The organism is Psychrobacter namhaensis (assembly GCF_016107545.1).
Taxonomy (GTDB): Bacteria; Pseudomonadota; Gammaproteobacteria; order Pseudomonadales; family Moraxellaceae; genus Psychrobacter; species Psychrobacter namhaensis.
Window position 1 is genome coordinate 85,789 of sequence record NZ_JABASS010000010.1, and the last position, 15,738, is coordinate 101,526.

Sequence of the window (15,738 nt, forward strand, 5' to 3'; positions counted from 1 at the left end):
TTTTTATGAAAATTCATCGTCCGCATTTATTAAAGCACACTTTTAATGTTGTGAATCGTGTTCGCCAGACGGCGAGTGTTGCTGGTCTATCGGCGCTAAGAGTCGCCAAAGGTGAAAAGCCTGACGCGATGCTACTCAAAGAGACGTTTGAGCAGTTAGGTACGACATATATCAAAATTGGTCAGTTTATTGCCAGTACGCCCTCACTGTTTCCACGTGATTATGTCACCGCGTTCCAGAGCTGTTTGGATCAAACCACGCCATTGTCTTACGCTTATATTGAGCAAGTATTAACAGACGAGTTGGCGATTGATGGTCTGACGCTTGACGAGATGTTCGCCCATATTGACTCAGAACCGTTAGCATCAGCCTCTATCGCTCAAGTCCATGCGGCACGTCTACACAACGGTGATGAGGTGGTGCTAAAAGTACAAAAACCTGGTGTCGAGACCATCATGCAGACGGATTTAGGCGTCTTGCATGGTGTCACCAAATTGCTTGAGATACTGATGCCATCGATGAAGTTTGCCAGCATCGCGCCGATTATCGATGAGATCCGTCTGCGTATGCTTGCTGAGACAGATTTTATCGCTGAGGCGCAGAATATTCGAGATTTTCAGCAGTTTTTAGCGGTATCAGGGAATACCCGTGTGGTGGCCCCAAAAGTATACGAGGCGCTAACGACCAAGCGGGTACTGACCATGAGTCGCTTATACGGCGTCTCTATGGTAGATGAGTCGCTAATGCGTCAGTACTGCACGGATCCTGCGCAAGTTATGGCAGATACTTTAAATACATGGTTTGCCAGTCTTATGCTGTGCAATAGTTTCCACGCTGATTTACACGCTGGGAACTTAATGCTACTGACTGATGGTCGCATTGGCTTTTTGGACTTTGGTATCGTTGGCAAGTTAAAAGCAGAAAGCTGGCGCGCGTGTATGGGTATGATGCAAGCGATGCAGGACAGTGATTATCAAGCGATGGCGCGCCATATGATCGATATGGAAATGACTCATGGTGGCAATCAGGTGGACGTGGTGGCGCTGGGGGATGATTTACAGCGTATGATGAAAAATATCATGGCAGAAGACAAAGCCTTTACTAGCGGTGTGCCTTTTAACAGTAAAGAGCAAGCCGATGAGCTTAATACAATGATGCTTGAGATTGTCGAAGTGGGTAAGCGTCACGGTATTCACTTTCCCCGTGACTTTGCTTTGTTGACCAAGCAGATGCTCTATTTTGATCGCTTTATGCGTACACTTGCGCCTGACATGGATATGTTCAACGATCAGCGCGTACAAATGCTCGGACAAACAAAGACCGAGACGGATACAGCGTCAACGTTGGATGTGTCCTAATTTTTCATAATGTTTTAAATGATCTGCTCGTTACTGCTTTCGACTGTTTTAACACAAAGGATTGTGTGCTAGCTGCCACAAAATGGCTCTGTCATGATGACTGCTTTCAAAAGCCGTGCGTTTCCTACGATTACCAATGAGACCGCTATTGCTTTTATCGGTCTTTATTGCATGGCAGTGGTCATGGGTTATGGGCGCTTTTTGTTTACCGCCACCTTGCCTGATATTATGGTGCAACTGTCGTTATCGACGACGATTGCAGGCTGGCTTGCTTCCATCAATTACATCGGTTACTTTATCGGCGCACTCATTGCTATGTTTGTCCCTCAGCGCTCGACATGGCAAGCAATGATGCTATGGACGGTGGTGAGTGTCGTGACGACGATGCTGCTGGTTGTGCCCGATATGTCATTAAGCCTATGGTATATGATTCGGCTGTTGGCAGGTGTTGCAAGCGGGATAGCGATGATTTTAAGCTCATCCTTTGTCATTCAAAGCTTAACCCTTGCACGCCGATCGGTACTCTCAGCAGTACATTATGCCGGTATCGGTGTTGGGATCAGTGCCTCGGCTATATTGACTTGGTGGTTATTGGTATTAGGCTATCATTTTGATGTGATTTGGCTAGTGGCGGGGTTGAGTAGCCTGCCGCTTTTATGGTTACTCTGTGCCATAAGGCCCAAGAACTCTGACCCTATCGATTTAAATCATGCCAGTCCGCGCCTCTCACTATATCAAACGTATTTAAGCTTTAAACACGCCTTGTACGAAGCTATTGCGGGTCATCATAAAGCCATTGCTTTATTGTCAGCAAGCTATGTGCTGGCAGGGTTTGGCTATATTACGTCTGCGACTTTTTTACCTGTTATGGCCGCCCAGCGCCTCACAACGCAGACGTATGCTGGGCTACTCATTTGGTTGGTTGTGGGTATTTTTGCGATGCTCTCTAACCCCTTATGGGGGGCCCTAGCCAAACGAGTCGGGGAAATAAAAACCTTAATAGGCTTAACCATATTACAAGCGTTTGGCATGTGTTTGCCGCTCTGGTTTGACGGTGCTGTGGGTCTGTATGGTAATGCCGCCATTCTAGGGCTGACTTTCGTTGGTATGGTATCAATGACCCTGACGTTGATTAAAAATATCAATCCCGCTTACTCAAATTTGCTCATAGGGCTGGCCACACTGGCCTATGCGTTAGGACAGTTTTTAGGGCCATTGGTGACAGTGGGCTTAGCAGGGCAAAACGGCAATTTCAATGCCGGGCTACTCGTTGCCGCTATAGGTCTATTTATTGGTTTGATACTACTTTTATTGTTCCGTCGGCAAACCAACCGCGAAAGCTGATGAGCATGACCTAAACTACACTACGGCTAAATACTTCTCGCAACTCAAAACTGGTGTGTACTTGTGCGACGCCTTCGATACGATTTAGTCTGTGTAAGAGAAACTCTTCATAATGCGCCATATCACGCACCCGAACTTTAATCAGATAATCTTCTGTGCGACCAGTGACAATACTACAGCTGACGACTTCATCAAAGCTTTGGATCTTCGTTTCAAATTGCTCAAAGCGCTCGGCAGTATGACGGTCCATACTAATCGCAATAAAGACCGCTAGTGGGTAGCCCAGTTGTTGTGCATCCGTTTTGGTATGATAGCCGGTAATAATCCCTGCCTCCTCTAAACGTTTAATACGGCGCGCGCAAGGAGTGGCTGATAAGTTGACGCGTTCGGCAAGCTCAGTAATACTCATGCGTGCCTGCGTTTGTAATAAGCGTAATAACTGTCTATCGGTCTCATCTATATCGGCTAAGAGTTCATTATCAGAATGGCTGTTTGGCATAATATGCTAATTTATTAGTGCATTTATCTAATTATAGGCAGTTATCAGATGTTTTTCACTAAAAAGGTTAGGTTTTTAATGACAGAAAGCTGATTTCTGTGCTAAAAATTTTGATATTATAATGGTATAAGTATGGGTTGTCTCGTATGATAAACAGATGGTCTCATCGCAGCCTTCAGCCAAAAATATAAATGCCCACCTCATCTAAGGATTGATTATGTCTGACCAAGCCACACGTCATGTAGCCTCAAAAACTGCAAAGATGACACCAAAAAGCGCCGCTTTTGACTTCCGTAAGTATCGTCCTTTTGCGTTTGCGCCTTCACTGCCAGATCGCACTTGGCCGAGCAAGACGATTGAGAAGTCACCAATATGGGCAAGTGTGGACCTGCGCGATGGCAATCAGGCGCTGATTGATCCGATGACCATCGAACAAAAAATGCGCTTTTTTAAAACGTTAGTAGACGTTGGTTTTAAAGAAATTGAGATCGGGTTTCCGTCAGCTGCACAGGTTGAATTTGACTTTGCTCGTAAACTCATCGAAGAAAATCATGTGCCTGACGATGTGACGTTGCAAGTTTTAGTACAGGCTCGTGAGCATTTGATTGCTCGTACCTTTGAATCATTAAAGGGCGCAAAGCGTGCGGTGGTTCATGTTTACAATTCAACCAGCCGTGTACAACGTGAAAAAGTGTACGGTAAAGATAAAGCTGAGATTAAAGAGATTGCTATTGCGGGCGCCAATTTGTTGGTGGAGTACGCGGCTAAATATCCTGAGACTGAATGGGTTTTCCAGTACTCGCCTGAAAGCTTTAGCCAAACAGAAACGGATTATGCCGTAGAAGTCTGTGATGCGGTTTGTGAAGTATGGCAGCCACAGCAAGGGCAGGAAGTGATTCTTAACTTACCAGCGACCGTTGAGGCCTCTATGCCTAATGTGTTTGCCGATCAGGTTGAATACTTTTGCCGAAACCTTGCCCAGCGTGAGCATGTGATTATCAGTTTGCACACGCATAATGACCGTGGCTGTGCGGTGGCCGCTGCTGAACTTGGCGTCCTTGCTGGTGCTGATCGCATCGAGGGTACGCTATTAGGTAACGGTGAGCGTACGGGTAACATGGACATTATGGTCATGGCCATGAACCTATTTAGCCAAGGCATCGACCCTGAGCTGGACTTCAGTAACATGAGCGAAATCGTACAGGTCGTGAGTGAGTGCAATAATTTACCTTTGCACCCCCGTCATCCTTATGTGGGCGAGTTGGTCTTTACAGCCTTTAGCGGTTCGCATCAAGACGCCATCAAGAAGTCTCTCGATTATAATGAGAAGCATCAAGATGAGACCGACAATGTTTGGGATGTGGCTTATCTGCCAATTGATCCGGCGCATATTGGTCGCAGCTATCAAGATGTGGTGCGTATTAATAGCCAGTCTGGTAAAGGCGGCGTCGCCTACATTTTACAACGTAACTATGGCTTTAACTTACCACGCTGGATGCAAATTGACTTCAGCGGTGTGGTACAAAAGCAAGCTGAAATGGCGGCGCGAGAGCTACAGAACGATGAAATCTTACAGACTTTTGAAGATACGTATCTACAGCAAGGCAAGTTTGAACTATTAGATTATAGTGTTAACAATAAAGGCGGTGACGTTTATTTTAACGGTCAAGTGCAAATGAACGGTGAAATCATCAATATTGATGGCACCGGTAATGGCCCATTATCATCATTTATTGATGGTCTTGCACAGCACACGGGTAAATCACTCCACATTATTAACTATGCTGAGCATGCGATTAATCCGCATCACAACAGCGGTAACGGTATCGATGATGATACCAATAGTGATAACAAGACCAATGCGAATGCCGCAGCTTACATTCAGCTCAATGTAGATGGTGAGGTTTACTCAGGCATTGGTACTTGCAGCAGTACGGTATCGGCCATGCTAAAAGGCGCTTTATCTGCCTTTGCTCAAGCAGTAAGTACTACAGCTGCTTAACGTCACAGGGTGGTTTAACAGCTAACACTAGCTCTTTCTCAACGTCATTGCTTCTTGTGTCTTGCAAGTAAAGCGATGACGTTATTTTTTTGAGTAAATAAGAGTGCTAGTATGATACGCAGTTCGATATAGACCGATACGTCAATTGTATTGTTTTTAAGGTAAGTCAACACAAAGCACACTAAGTTGTTATCATGATCTATCGTGTCTTTTTTGCAGACATCGCGACGAATAGCATAATGTTACTTGTGTTTTTGGTGTCTAAGACTTACGCTAATGTACATAGCGCACATTATTATAATTAAAAGGTTAATTATGGAACCTCTATCATTTGCTTCATTTTCATTGGCATCTATTCTGGCGTCATTGCCAGCAAATGGTGAAGTGATCACCAAACCGACCATTACCACTCACATTAGCCCGGCTATTGCTGGACAATGGGAGATAGATTTAGATAGTGGCGTCACGATGACAAAAGAAGCGGAAGCTAAATTAAGAGGCAGCCAAAAGGCGAAGAGTGACGAACCTAAAGTGATTGCTGGTACAGAAGGTGGGGTTCTGACTCAAGAAGAAAAACGTGTTCTTAGTACACAGCCCAATACCAATAAAAAATTAATCGCATCTGCTAAAAAATCTAACCAATGCCGTGAGCTATATAACTTTGGCGCTGACAATGAGATGTGGTCAGTTAGTGGCAAAGAATGGACGTACGGCCGCTACTTAATCACACACCGTGAAGAAGGGCTGCCTATTATTGCGCTTAAAACAGTGTATGACAACAACGAAGTAGACTGTTCTGGTAATCAGATTGATCAGACCGATGAAGCGTTGATTGCCTTTTTAAATCATGATGACAATCACATGCAGTGGTGTGCTGACCCTGATGGTAAAGAATGCTTTATGAGGTTCAATAGAATTTTACCCTAAGCAGTGACGTGAACAAAACGTATCGATTATGAAAAGATCCATTCGATTACACTAAAAAACCGCTACTCAATAGCGGTTTTTTAATGTGTATAAGTTATGGCAGAGTGCTTATGGCCAAAGTTATGCTGGTTTTTTGGCTTGGTTTGCGGTTAAAAGCTCTCTTTCAAGATAGTGAATGTTTTGCGCTTCATGAACAAAGTTTTTATCGGCCAAAATGACATCACGATGCAGGGGTATGTTGGTTTTGATACCTTCAATCACTAGCTCATCAAGGGCATGGAGCGTTTTAGAGACCGCTTGTTGGCGGGTTTGACCATGACAGATAAGTTTGCCTATCAATGAATCATAATACGACGGTATCTCGTATCCAGGATACAAGTGTGAGTCAAAGCGCACGCCCGCGCCACTGGGGGCAAACAACTGGTTGACCGTACCAGGGCACGGCATAAAGGTCGCTGGATCTTCAGCATTGATACGACATTCAATCGCATGGCCTTGAATCTCAATCTCACTTTGACGATAAGACAAGCCGTAGCCCGCAGCAATTTTAAGTTGTTCAACGACCACATCAATACCAGTAATCATTTCAGTGACTGGATGCTCAACCTGTACCCGAGTATTCATTTCGATAAAGAAAAATTCGTTATTTTCAAATAAAAACTCAAACGTACCGGCGCCGCGATACTTCACCAGCTCACAAGCTTTTACGCAAGCTTTTAGGATGGGCTCACGAACGTCATCAGGGATATCAGGAGCGGGGGCTTCTTCTAGTACTTTTTGGTGACGACGCTGCAATGAGCAGTCCCGATCGTATAGATGGATAGCATTACCGTTACCATCGCCAAGTACCTGTACTTCTACGTGACGTGGGTTTTGTAGATAGCGTTCCATATAGACGGTATCATCGCCAAACCACAGCTCAGCTTCTTGCTTTGCGGCTTGTACTTGTCCGACGAGCTCATCAAAGCGCTCAACGACTCGCATGCCGCGACCACCACCACCAGAAGCCGCTTTAATCAGTAGCGGAAAGCCAATGTTGCGCGCTTGTTCTTCGGCATTATGTAGTGTGACAGCACCCACAGAGCCTGGCACTGTCGGCACGCCGGCCTTTTTCATGGCATTAATCGCTGAGACTTTATTACCCATTAGGCGGATGTGATCAGCGTTAGGACCAACGAAGGTTAAGCCTGCTTCTTCAACTTGTTCAGCAAACTCAGCATTCTCTGATAAAAAACCATAACCGGGATGAATGGCGTCAGCACCGGTGATTTCAGCGGCGGTCAAAATGGTATTGATATCAAGATAGCTTTGATTGGCATTAGGTTTGCCAATACAGATTGCCTCATCAACAAAGCGCAAATGCATCAAGTTTGCATCAGCCGTGGAATAGACGCCAACGGTTTCTATTCCAAGTGCTTTACAAGCTCGAACAATACGTAGGGCAATCTCACCTCTATTGGCGATGAGCAGTTTTTTTATCATGGGGTCATCCTTGTCGAAGCGGCAGTCATCGACTGAGTCTCGATATATGGCATCGTACTATTAAAGATAACGTGACACATATCAAAAGACATCAGTCATAATGAAGTAAAGGGTGGCAAATAGCGTTACGCTTTATAGCGTATGACAGGTTGGCCAAACTGTACCACTTCAGAATTATCTACCAAGATTTCATCAACAATGCCACTTTGAGTCGCTTCAAGAGGGTTCATGATTTTCATGGCTTCAATGATGCCTAAGGTATCACCGGCTTGAACTTTTTGCCCAATCTTTACGAATGGGGGATCGTTCGGACTTGGTGCTGAGTAGAAAACACCAACCATGGGAGACGTCTCAACGCTACCCGCTTTTTCTGCTGGTTTTGGCGCAGCAGCAATAGGCGCCGCGCCTGCAGTAGGAGCGGCCATCATTGTAGGGGCGGGCGTATCATAGTGACGAGTCAAGCTGATATGTTCGTCGTCTGAGCTGATTTCTAAATTAACCAGTTCGCTTTCTTCCATGAGTGCAATTAGGGTGCGTATTTTTTCAATATCCATAGTTTTAATCTTGCCTTGTACTAAATTCGAGAAATAGTGTAACTAAATATTGTGTAGATAACTGCTAATGATACCTATATTCATGGCAATGAGCAATCGATGTACAGTTGTTAACTGAGTTTTTTTACATATTATGACGTAAGCGGGCTTGCGAGTAAGAAATATTCAATGATTTATCATAGTCTATGTGCCCATGGAGTGCTAGTCATTATCACTAGTGACGACATTTGAACGGGCACATAGTTAGCACTCCATAAAATGGTTACACTGATACTCATGTTATGGGTATAAATTTTAGCTCGCTATTTGTAAGCGTAACAGAGACAGCAAAGAAACTTGGCCCGTAGCTCTGTATCACTTTAAAGCCTTATAACTATACTCTAAATCAACATACCCTAAATCAACGCCAGATTGTGGTTAAGCGTTTTTGTTGATAGCGCAGTCGTAGGGTCAGTAGAATAGAGGATAAAAATAGACCTGTGATTAATGCCATCCAAAACCCTTGTGCACCGACGTCAGTAAAGCGCACTAAGTAAATACCGAGTGGTAAAGCAACCAGCCAATAACAAAACAGCGTGACCCACATTGGGACGGTGGTGTCCTGCATACCGCGTAATATACCCGCTACGTTCACTTGCCACCCATCAAACAGCTGATAAGCAAGCGCAAAGATAAGTAGGTGCATAGATTGCGCGATCACCAATGGATTGTCAGTGAAGGCGGCTGCCAGTTGTGGTCTAAATAGCCATATTCCCAGCATACAAGTGAGCGCGATCAATACAGTCCATATCAGACCAGTGGCTTGCACTTGACGTAGCGCCATCAGGTTTTTTTCACCAAAGCGATTGGAGATCATGATGGTTAGAGCCATGGCGACCGATATAGGTATCATGAACAGCTGTGACGTTACGGCCAGTGCCACTTGGTGTGAGGCGGTTGCCAACTCACCCAAAGGACTAATGACCAGCGCTCCTAAGCTAAACAGACTGGCCTCAAAGAAAATGGATATGCCAATAGGTATACCAAGCTTAAGCAGCTTTTTGATCTGTGTGCGATTCGGACTAGCAAAGGCATAAAAAAAGCGTGTGCTGGCAAATTGCTGGCGCTTAGTGAAGCTGGTGTAAGCGGCAAGTAATAGCACGTTTATCCATAACACTAAGGCCGTCGCGACCCCGCAACCAGCCCCGCCCATCTCAGGCATTCCAAACAGACCATGAATAAAAATATAGTTCAGAGGAATGTCGGCCAGCAGGCCAATGATACTAATAACGGTCACCGGCTCAGGTCGCCCAAGTGCCTCGCAATAACTGCGTAGCACGGCATAGACTGCCAGCGCTGGGAAGCCAAATGACACGCCATGTAAATACTGCGTAGCAATCGGCTGGATATTTTCAGGTACACCCATGATTCCAAGTACACTTGGTGCTAAATTGACCACAATAAAGCCAATAATACCAATGACGCCAGCCGTCCATAAAGATTGTTGCGTGATATGGGGTACTTGACTGTGCTGATCTTGCCCTATCGCCTCACCAATCAGAGGCGTGGTTGCGATTAAAACACCCGTGGCTAATAAAAACAGTGGTAGCCAAATCCCAGAGCCAACAGCCACAGCCGCCAAGTCCAGCGCAGAAACTTGACCTGCCATAATGGCATCGACTACACCAAGGGCTGCTTGGCAAAACTGAGTGATTAAAATAGGCAGTGCAAGCACGCCTAAACGTAAACTGTAACTTTTGAAATCTCTAAAAGATAATGGGAAAACCATAGTGAGCAACTTTTTATTCTTTGCAGTCATTATTATTGATGAGCAAACACTGCCATCAACAAGTTAATAGCGAGACAGTAAAATAGGAATAGTGCCGATAATACTCCGATAAATAATATGAGCAAGCCCATATGAACAGAGTACGAAAATAAAAGTGAAGGCACAAAAATAAAAATAACCCGTCAATCCAAGCAGTAGATTGACAGGTCATAAATAAATAAGATGGTAAAGAAGCTGGGGTATGATGTCAACGGCTTCTTCACCGGTGGTTTTAATTGACCAACGGTATTAAGGTTTATGGATACCATCAAAGTTTTGCGTCACCTGATAGAAGATCTAGGGTTTCTGCCATGGCCATAATGGCATGCCAATGTTTGGGCTCTAGTGGCATAATGGTCAACTGCTCACAGCCTTTTTTAAGCAACAGCGAGTCTTCAAGCGCGGGCAAAAACTTCAGTTCTGACAAAGGTAGAACGTCTACAAAGGCCTGCTCAAAAGTCACATCGACCATATACCAGCGCGGTGCGTCTTCGGTTGCGAGCGGGTCGTAGTGACGGTGCTCAGGGTGAAACTGTGTGGGATCAGGATAGCCTGCTTTACTGACAGTCATGATGCCAGCCACCCCCGAGGGTTTGGCGCTAGAATGATAAAAGAAAACCTTGTCACCAACACGCATATCATCGCGCATAAAATTGCGGGCGCGGTAGTTGCGGACACCATCCCAACTGTCTGTTTCTAACCGTCGCAAATCCTCAATCCCAAAAAACTTAGGGTTAGATTTCATCAACCAGTAAGCCATCTATTTCCTCCTTCCATTATTGGCTATTGATTAGCCGTTTTATATCAAAGCGCTGTGGATAGCGTTAATCCACCATAAACATCATATACAGCTACTGGAATAAAGATTACTTGTATGCTGTGTCTACGCTGACAGAGGCGGCGCAGCATTTATCCCAGCCGCACATCAACATTAACGTAAAACTATGTCTTGTATCGACTATATCTTGCCGATAAGTTACCAGCATTAACACCCATTTTTGTAAGTGGCTTTATGGATACTTTTGTTATCATCGTGCTTTTCTTTATGCGGTCTAGCCGTTATCCTAGCGCTACTTTTGCTAATCACAGCAGCTAACCATTTATTGAGACATTCAATTATGTCAAATACCAAACCTGTTCACGTATCAGACAATATCAGCCCGCCTAATAACGCCACTGTGGGCACGATAGACGTAAAGGATATCCCACTAGCGCTTTATATCCATATCCCGTGGTGTGTCAAAAAGTGTCCTTATTGCGATTTTAACTCGCACGAGCTGCCGATAGATACCCAACTCTCCATGTATGACGAGTACGTAGATGCGCTATTGCTAGACGCAAGTATGCAACAGTCATTGTCTCAAGGGCGCAAGATTGGTTCAATATTTATTGGAGGGGGGACCCCGTCCTTGCTGCCCATTGCCCAGTATCAACGACTATTTTCTGGCCTACGCCATGTCTTTACATTTGCTGATGACATCGAAGTGACGATGGAAGCCAATCCAGGCACGCTAGAGCACGCACCTTTTGCCCAGTATTTGAGTGTGGGTATCAATCGCTTATCGATTGGTGTGCAAAGCTTTGCTGCTGATAAATTACAAACGCTTGGGCGTATACATGATCCTGTTCAGGCATTATCAGCCATTCAGGCCGCGCGTGCGGCTGGCTTTGAGCGGGTCAATGTGGATTTGATGCATGGGTTGCCGCAGCAGAGCATGGATGAAGCGCTGGCTGACATACAAATGGCGCACGATGCAGGTGCCACGCATATCTCTTGGTATCAGTTGACGATTGAGCCCAACACCGTGTTTTATCGTAGCCAGCCTATACTGCCAGATGAAGACAATCTGGCGGATATTGAGCAAGCAGGTCAAACCTTACTACAGCAATTGGGCTACAACAATTATGAGGTCTCCGCTTGGGCGGGCGCATCAGATAAACCATGTCGGCACAATGTTAATTATTGGCAATTTGGTGATTATCTCGCAATTGGCGCAGGCGCGCATGGCAAAGTGTCAATAGGCAACAACGCCTCAGCACGAGATAGTAACGAGTCGAGACCGTCCGACAAAGATAAAGTGCTAGAGAATGACTGGTTGGCAGAGGCAGGTATTTATCGTTTTAGCAAATCACGTTTGCCTAAAGATTATATGCTTCAAGACGGTATGCGCTATCAACCAGCTGCGCACTCTGATACTCACCAAAATGCACCAAAAATGGTGGGCTGGCAAAAGATTGCTAGTGATGAGCTGGTTAGTGAGTTTATGCTAAATGCGCTACGGTTACACGGCGGGGTAGATTGGGCATTGTTTACCGCAAGAACGGGAGTTGGTTATCAGGACATTGCAGGACAAGTGAGCAAACTCGTGGAGCAGGGATTATTGATAGACAGCTCTGAGCAGCTACAGCCGACAGCGTTAGGACAGCGTTATCTCAATCAGATATTACGAGCATTTTTATAGCACGGTCTTTTACCCGTACTCTTGGGTCAAAAGATAAGAGGATAAAAAAAGAGCTTATCAAATAAATGATAAGCCCTTTTAAAAGTCTAAGAAGTGAGTACTTAGATTTTTTGTTTGACGTCTGTCGCTGTGTTACTTACTGCTTCACCAGCGCCTTCTACGTCTTGGCCTAGACCTTTAAAAGTGTTGCAGCCAGTTAGAACAAACATAGCAGTTAAAGATGCGATGATTACTTTTTTCATAATAGTATCCTCAAAAATAAATGGGTTGTTAAAAATAATAACAGTGACGCTAAGCGCTGGGCGCAAGCTTCACTGAGGGGTATTAGACACGCTGATAATGTATAACTATTATCTCGCTATCCGTTACAGACATCATAGAGAAAGTTAAAAACGCTGCCCAGTATCAAAATGTAATTATTGCCAGTAAACTGTAACTTTTATTTACACACAGCTCATCAATTTCACCATAGTTCGGCTTTACCACTTAAGGAGTTAGTATGACCATTCACATTGTACTGGTAGCCCCCAAAATGCCTAGTAACACGGGCAATATTATTCGGTTATGTGCTAATACGGGCGCCCAGCTGCATTTGGTCAGGCCTTTAGGGTTTGAGCTTGATGATAAAAAGCTACGCCGTGCAGGCTTGGACTATCATGAGTATGCCCATCTACAATTACATGATGATTGGACAGCAGCAAGACAGGCACTACAAGCTGCTGACTGCCAAACCGTTACCGCTCTGACCACCAAACTGAGTCAACCTTTCTATGACTATGACTTTATTGGTCAGCAAGAGGCTGGGGCCACAGGTGAGGCTTTAATGCCTAATATTGCGCTGGTTTTTGGTTCTGAAACCGCCGGATTGGCAGATGAGATTCGTGAAGATATTGGTGCGAGCAATTGGTTGCGATTGCCGATGCTGGCTGATTCACGCAGTTTAAATTTGTCCAATAGCGTGGCAATATGCCTGTATGAGATATGGCGTCAGCAAGGCTTTCGTGGCGATGAAGGCCGTAGTATCGGTTATGAGACATTAACCGTCTATGACTCAAAATAAACACTCAGATGCTGACTGGTGTGCTCAAAATGCTAAAGGACTAATGCGGAGCGGAGCAGTCCCCATTAGTCTTTATAAACAATAGTTTTTATAAACAATTAGGCGGCTTAGGCAGGCCAGCAAGGCGATTTACATGGCGGGCGACCAAGCCAGTATTGAATAATTGCTGCAATTTTTGATTGTTGATGTCTTGCTCCGGCAAGGTTTTTTGTAGCCACTTAATGAGCGGCCTTGTCGCTGGCGCGTGATTAAATTTAGCAAAAAACGCCCGTACTTGTTGCAAAATCTGTATATGCTCAGTGCCTAAATCCACATCTAACGTGTTCGCCAGTTGCTGGGCAATATCGGGTGTCCAAAGAGTATGGTCACACAAATGGCCATCTTGATCTAGCTCAATGTTCATAGCGGTCATAGTAGGGGTGGTCATATTATTGTTGCTCATAAGGCTATGGTCACGACTTTATCAAACTGATTGTCTTGAGTCAGATTGACCCACTCTGTGTCTGTCAACACACCACTTAATTTAGCGGATAGATTTAACTTGGCGCTGGTATTAGTCGTGAGCTGAGCCACATCATCGGCTAGTGCGTAAATGCCCGCGATACCTTGTATCTCGCTATCAGCGACGTAGGCATCGAACCAATCGATAAAAGCGACCGTGGTGCCAAGCAAGACAATACTGTCACCAGTACGCCACGTGCGCGACATCTCTTCGGTACTGCGCCTAAGCGTGTCCATGGTACTGTGTAATTGATATAATGTTGTCATAATGATGTCCAATTGCGGTAGTTATTCTAGTATCAAATATTCTCGTATCAAACAGGGCAGCTCATATCGGGTTAAACAGAGAGTATTGCCATTAGAATCTCAGTATCTGCTCAAAGGCTTGCGAGTTTATCACATCCGGAACTAGTGTCAGTTGTGAGGCCAAATCGGCTGGCAACATCCCTATGGCCCAGCCACTAAAGACATCATCAGGCAGCCAAGCGGCTGGCATATCGTACAGCTCAAGCGACTGAATCATGCCATGCAAGCGTGACTCAGGTTGCATCAATAGGCCAAAGACTGGGGCGTCTAAATACAGCTGTACTTCATGGCCAAAGGTAGCCAACGTTAGCGCAAGCGCACAGCCTTCATAGCTGGCCATCTCTGTCGGCGTATGCAGCTGAATTAATAATTTCATGATTGGTTCCTAATCTGTTTGATCGGCTAGGATCGATATCGTAGCGTCCGTTTTATAACATTGCAGTCTATCAAAAAAGCAAAAGAGGACTCCACCCGACATTAGGGTGGCGGTGAATTTTGCATCGCTGGCTAGCCTTGCTGGTTCTGAATATATTGTTTAATAATATCTAATGGCGCACCGCCACAAGAGCTTGCAAAGTAGGAACGTGACCAAAGCACAGGCTTGGAATAAGCTGCTCTTAAATCAATAAAACCTCCCCTCATTCGCCTACTTGTGACTGACTTCAAGTTATTAACCAATTTGCTTAATTGCACTGTTGGTGGATACTGGATAAGCATGTGAATGTGATCCGCCTCACCGTTACATTCCTTTAGCTCAGCATCAAAACTTTTACAGACCTCAGCCACACACTGACTAAAACACTCATGATGCAACTCACCTAAAACCTTTTTTCGGTACTTAGTAATAAAAACTAAGTGAACGTGAAGATTAAAGGCGGCATGGCGATTTTTATATATCTCACTCATTGCAACAAATATCCTTAAATGCTAGTATTATAAGCATAATATCAAATACATACTCATTAATAAAGAAAGCATTTATGAAACTCAACAAAGCGTATAAATTTAGGCTTGAGCCTACTATAGAGCAGGAGATTATTCTAAATAATCTTGTCGGCTCAGCGCGTTTTGTTTGGAATCACATGCTGGCAATCTCATTTGAGATGTTTGCTAAAAATGAATTTATCAATGCCACCAACCTCGTTAATAAAATTGCTGGCTTAAAGAACAACCCTGATTTTGCCTTTCTGAAATCTAGCTCTAATGCCGTAACCTTACAACAAAAGGTACGTGATCTTGCGTCTGCTTGGTCACGATTCTTTGACCCAAAAGTACACGCCAGATTAAAAGAAAATAAAAAGAAACCCAAAAAGCCCAAGTTCTTTAAGCTGGCTAATGGCACAGAGATTCAACTTCGCCCATTGATGCCACAATTTAAACACAAAGCAGATGGCTGTGACTCCATTCGCTTGGTTCAGTTTGATAAATACTGCCGT

At 44.7% G+C, this 15,738-nt stretch carries 17 protein-coding genes; 7 read left to right on the top strand and 10 right to left on the bottom strand.

From position 1 onward, the window contains the following. The first annotated feature begins 5 nt into the window (after window positions 1-5). Entirely contained in the window at window positions 6-1,358 is a 1,353-nt protein-coding gene (locus JFC06_RS08775; protein ID WP_198334742.1) for an ABC1 kinase family protein, read from the top strand. Window positions 1,359-1,451: 93 nt separating this feature from the next. Continuing rightward, window positions 1,452-2,702: a YbfB/YjiJ family MFS transporter gene (locus JFC06_RS08780; protein WP_198334743.1), complete on the top strand. Its 1,251-nt coding sequence runs from the start codon at window positions 1,452-1,454 to the stop codon at window positions 2,700-2,702. Window positions 2,703-2,712: 10 nt separating this feature from the next. Here JFC06_RS08780 and JFC06_RS08785 read toward each other — a convergent pair whose 3' ends face one another. Further along, the gene (locus tag JFC06_RS08785; RefSeq protein WP_198334744.1) at window positions 2,713-3,201 is read right to left on the bottom strand and encodes an Lrp/AsnC family transcriptional regulator; all 489 of its coding nucleotides are present in this window, start codon (window positions 3,199-3,201) and stop codon (window positions 2,713-2,715) included. Window positions 3,202-3,418: 217 nt separating this feature from the next. Here JFC06_RS08785 and leuA point away from each other — a divergent pair, with 217 nt between their 5' ends. Continuing rightward, window positions 3,419-5,203, top strand: a complete 1,785-nt coding sequence (gene leuA, locus JFC06_RS08790) for a 2-isopropylmalate synthase (protein WP_198334745.1) — start codon at window positions 3,419-3,421, stop codon at window positions 5,201-5,203. A gap of 315 nt (window positions 5,204-5,518) precedes the next feature. Then, a complete protein-coding gene (locus JFC06_RS08795; protein WP_198334746.1) occupies window positions 5,519-6,130 on the top strand; it encodes a hypothetical protein in 612 nt (203 codons plus the stop codon). A 120-nt stretch (window positions 6,131-6,250) separates the two neighbouring features. Here JFC06_RS08795 and accC read toward each other — a convergent pair whose 3' ends face one another. The 4 genes from accC to JFC06_RS08815 all read right to left on the bottom strand — a co-directional run bounded on the left by accC (window position 6,251) and on the right by JFC06_RS08815 (window position 10,733). Continuing rightward, window positions 6,251-7,612 (bottom strand): acetyl-CoA carboxylase biotin carboxylase subunit, encoded by a 1,362-nt coding sequence (gene accC, locus JFC06_RS08800; RefSeq protein WP_193006764.1) that lies wholly within the window; start codon window positions 7,610-7,612, stop codon window positions 6,251-6,253. Window positions 7,613-7,737: 125 nt separating this feature from the next. Further along, window positions 7,738-8,166, bottom strand: coding sequence for an acetyl-CoA carboxylase biotin carboxyl carrier protein (accB, locus tag JFC06_RS08805; RefSeq protein WP_193006763.1), 429 nt, complete (start codon window positions 8,164-8,166; stop codon window positions 7,738-7,740). Window positions 8,167-8,566: 400 nt separating this feature from the next. Continuing rightward, window positions 8,567-9,934 (bottom strand): MATE family efflux transporter, encoded by a 1,368-nt coding sequence (locus JFC06_RS08810; protein WP_193006762.1) that lies wholly within the window; start codon window positions 9,932-9,934, stop codon window positions 8,567-8,569. A gap of 307 nt (window positions 9,935-10,241) precedes the next feature. Continuing rightward, entirely contained in the window at window positions 10,242-10,733 is a 492-nt protein-coding gene (locus JFC06_RS08815) for an EVE domain-containing protein (protein ID WP_198334747.1), read from the bottom strand. A 358-nt stretch (window positions 10,734-11,091) separates the two neighbouring features. Between JFC06_RS08815 and hemW the strand changes: the two genes are divergently transcribed. Further along, window positions 11,092-12,435: a radical SAM family heme chaperone HemW gene (gene hemW / locus JFC06_RS08820; RefSeq protein WP_198334748.1), complete on the top strand. Its 1,344-nt coding sequence runs from the start codon at window positions 11,092-11,094 to the stop codon at window positions 12,433-12,435. Between the two features lie 101 nt (window positions 12,436-12,536). Here hemW and JFC06_RS08825 read toward each other — a convergent pair whose 3' ends face one another. Beyond that, window positions 12,537-12,677 carry an entericidin A/B family lipoprotein gene (locus JFC06_RS08825; RefSeq protein ID WP_193006759.1) on the bottom strand — a complete coding sequence of 47 codons (141 nt, stop codon included), beginning with the start codon at window positions 12,675-12,677 and terminating at the stop codon, window positions 12,537-12,539. A 257-nt stretch (window positions 12,678-12,934) separates the two neighbouring features. On the opposite strand from JFC06_RS08825, the gene JFC06_RS08830 reads away from it, so the two are divergent. Beyond that, the gene (locus JFC06_RS08830; RefSeq protein ID WP_198334749.1) at window positions 12,935-13,495 is read left to right on the top strand and encodes a tRNA (cytidine(34)-2'-O)-methyltransferase; all 561 of its coding nucleotides are present in this window, start codon (window positions 12,935-12,937) and stop codon (window positions 13,493-13,495) included. An 88-nt stretch (window positions 13,496-13,583) separates the two neighbouring features. On the opposite strand, the gene JFC06_RS08835 is transcribed toward JFC06_RS08830, so the two are convergent. The 4 genes from JFC06_RS08835 to tnpA form a co-directional block, all read right to left on the bottom strand. Beyond that, window positions 13,584-13,898 (bottom strand): TusE/DsrC/DsvC family sulfur relay protein, encoded by a 315-nt coding sequence (locus JFC06_RS08835; protein WP_193006807.1) that lies wholly within the window; start codon window positions 13,896-13,898, stop codon window positions 13,584-13,586. Window positions 13,899-13,933: 35 nt separating this feature from the next. Beyond that, window positions 13,934-14,263, bottom strand: coding sequence for a hypothetical protein (locus tag JFC06_RS08840; RefSeq protein WP_198334750.1), 330 nt, complete (start codon window positions 14,261-14,263; stop codon window positions 13,934-13,936). A gap of 91 nt (window positions 14,264-14,354) precedes the next feature. Then, window positions 14,355-14,678, bottom strand: a complete 324-nt coding sequence (locus tag JFC06_RS08845; protein ID WP_193006756.1) for a hypothetical protein — start codon at window positions 14,676-14,678, stop codon at window positions 14,355-14,357. 131 nt (window positions 14,679-14,809) lie between these two features. After that, complete coding sequence (gene tnpA / locus JFC06_RS08850) at window positions 14,810-15,208, bottom strand: IS200/IS605 family transposase (protein ID WP_198334751.1); 399 nt, start codon at window positions 15,206-15,208, stop codon at window positions 14,810-14,812. 74 nt (window positions 15,209-15,282) lie between these two features. On the opposite strand from tnpA, the gene JFC06_RS08855 reads away from it, so the two are divergent. Continuing rightward, window positions 15,283-15,738: helix-turn-helix domain-containing protein (locus JFC06_RS08855; RefSeq protein WP_198334752.1), on the top strand; the 456-nt coding region annotated here is incomplete at its 3' end.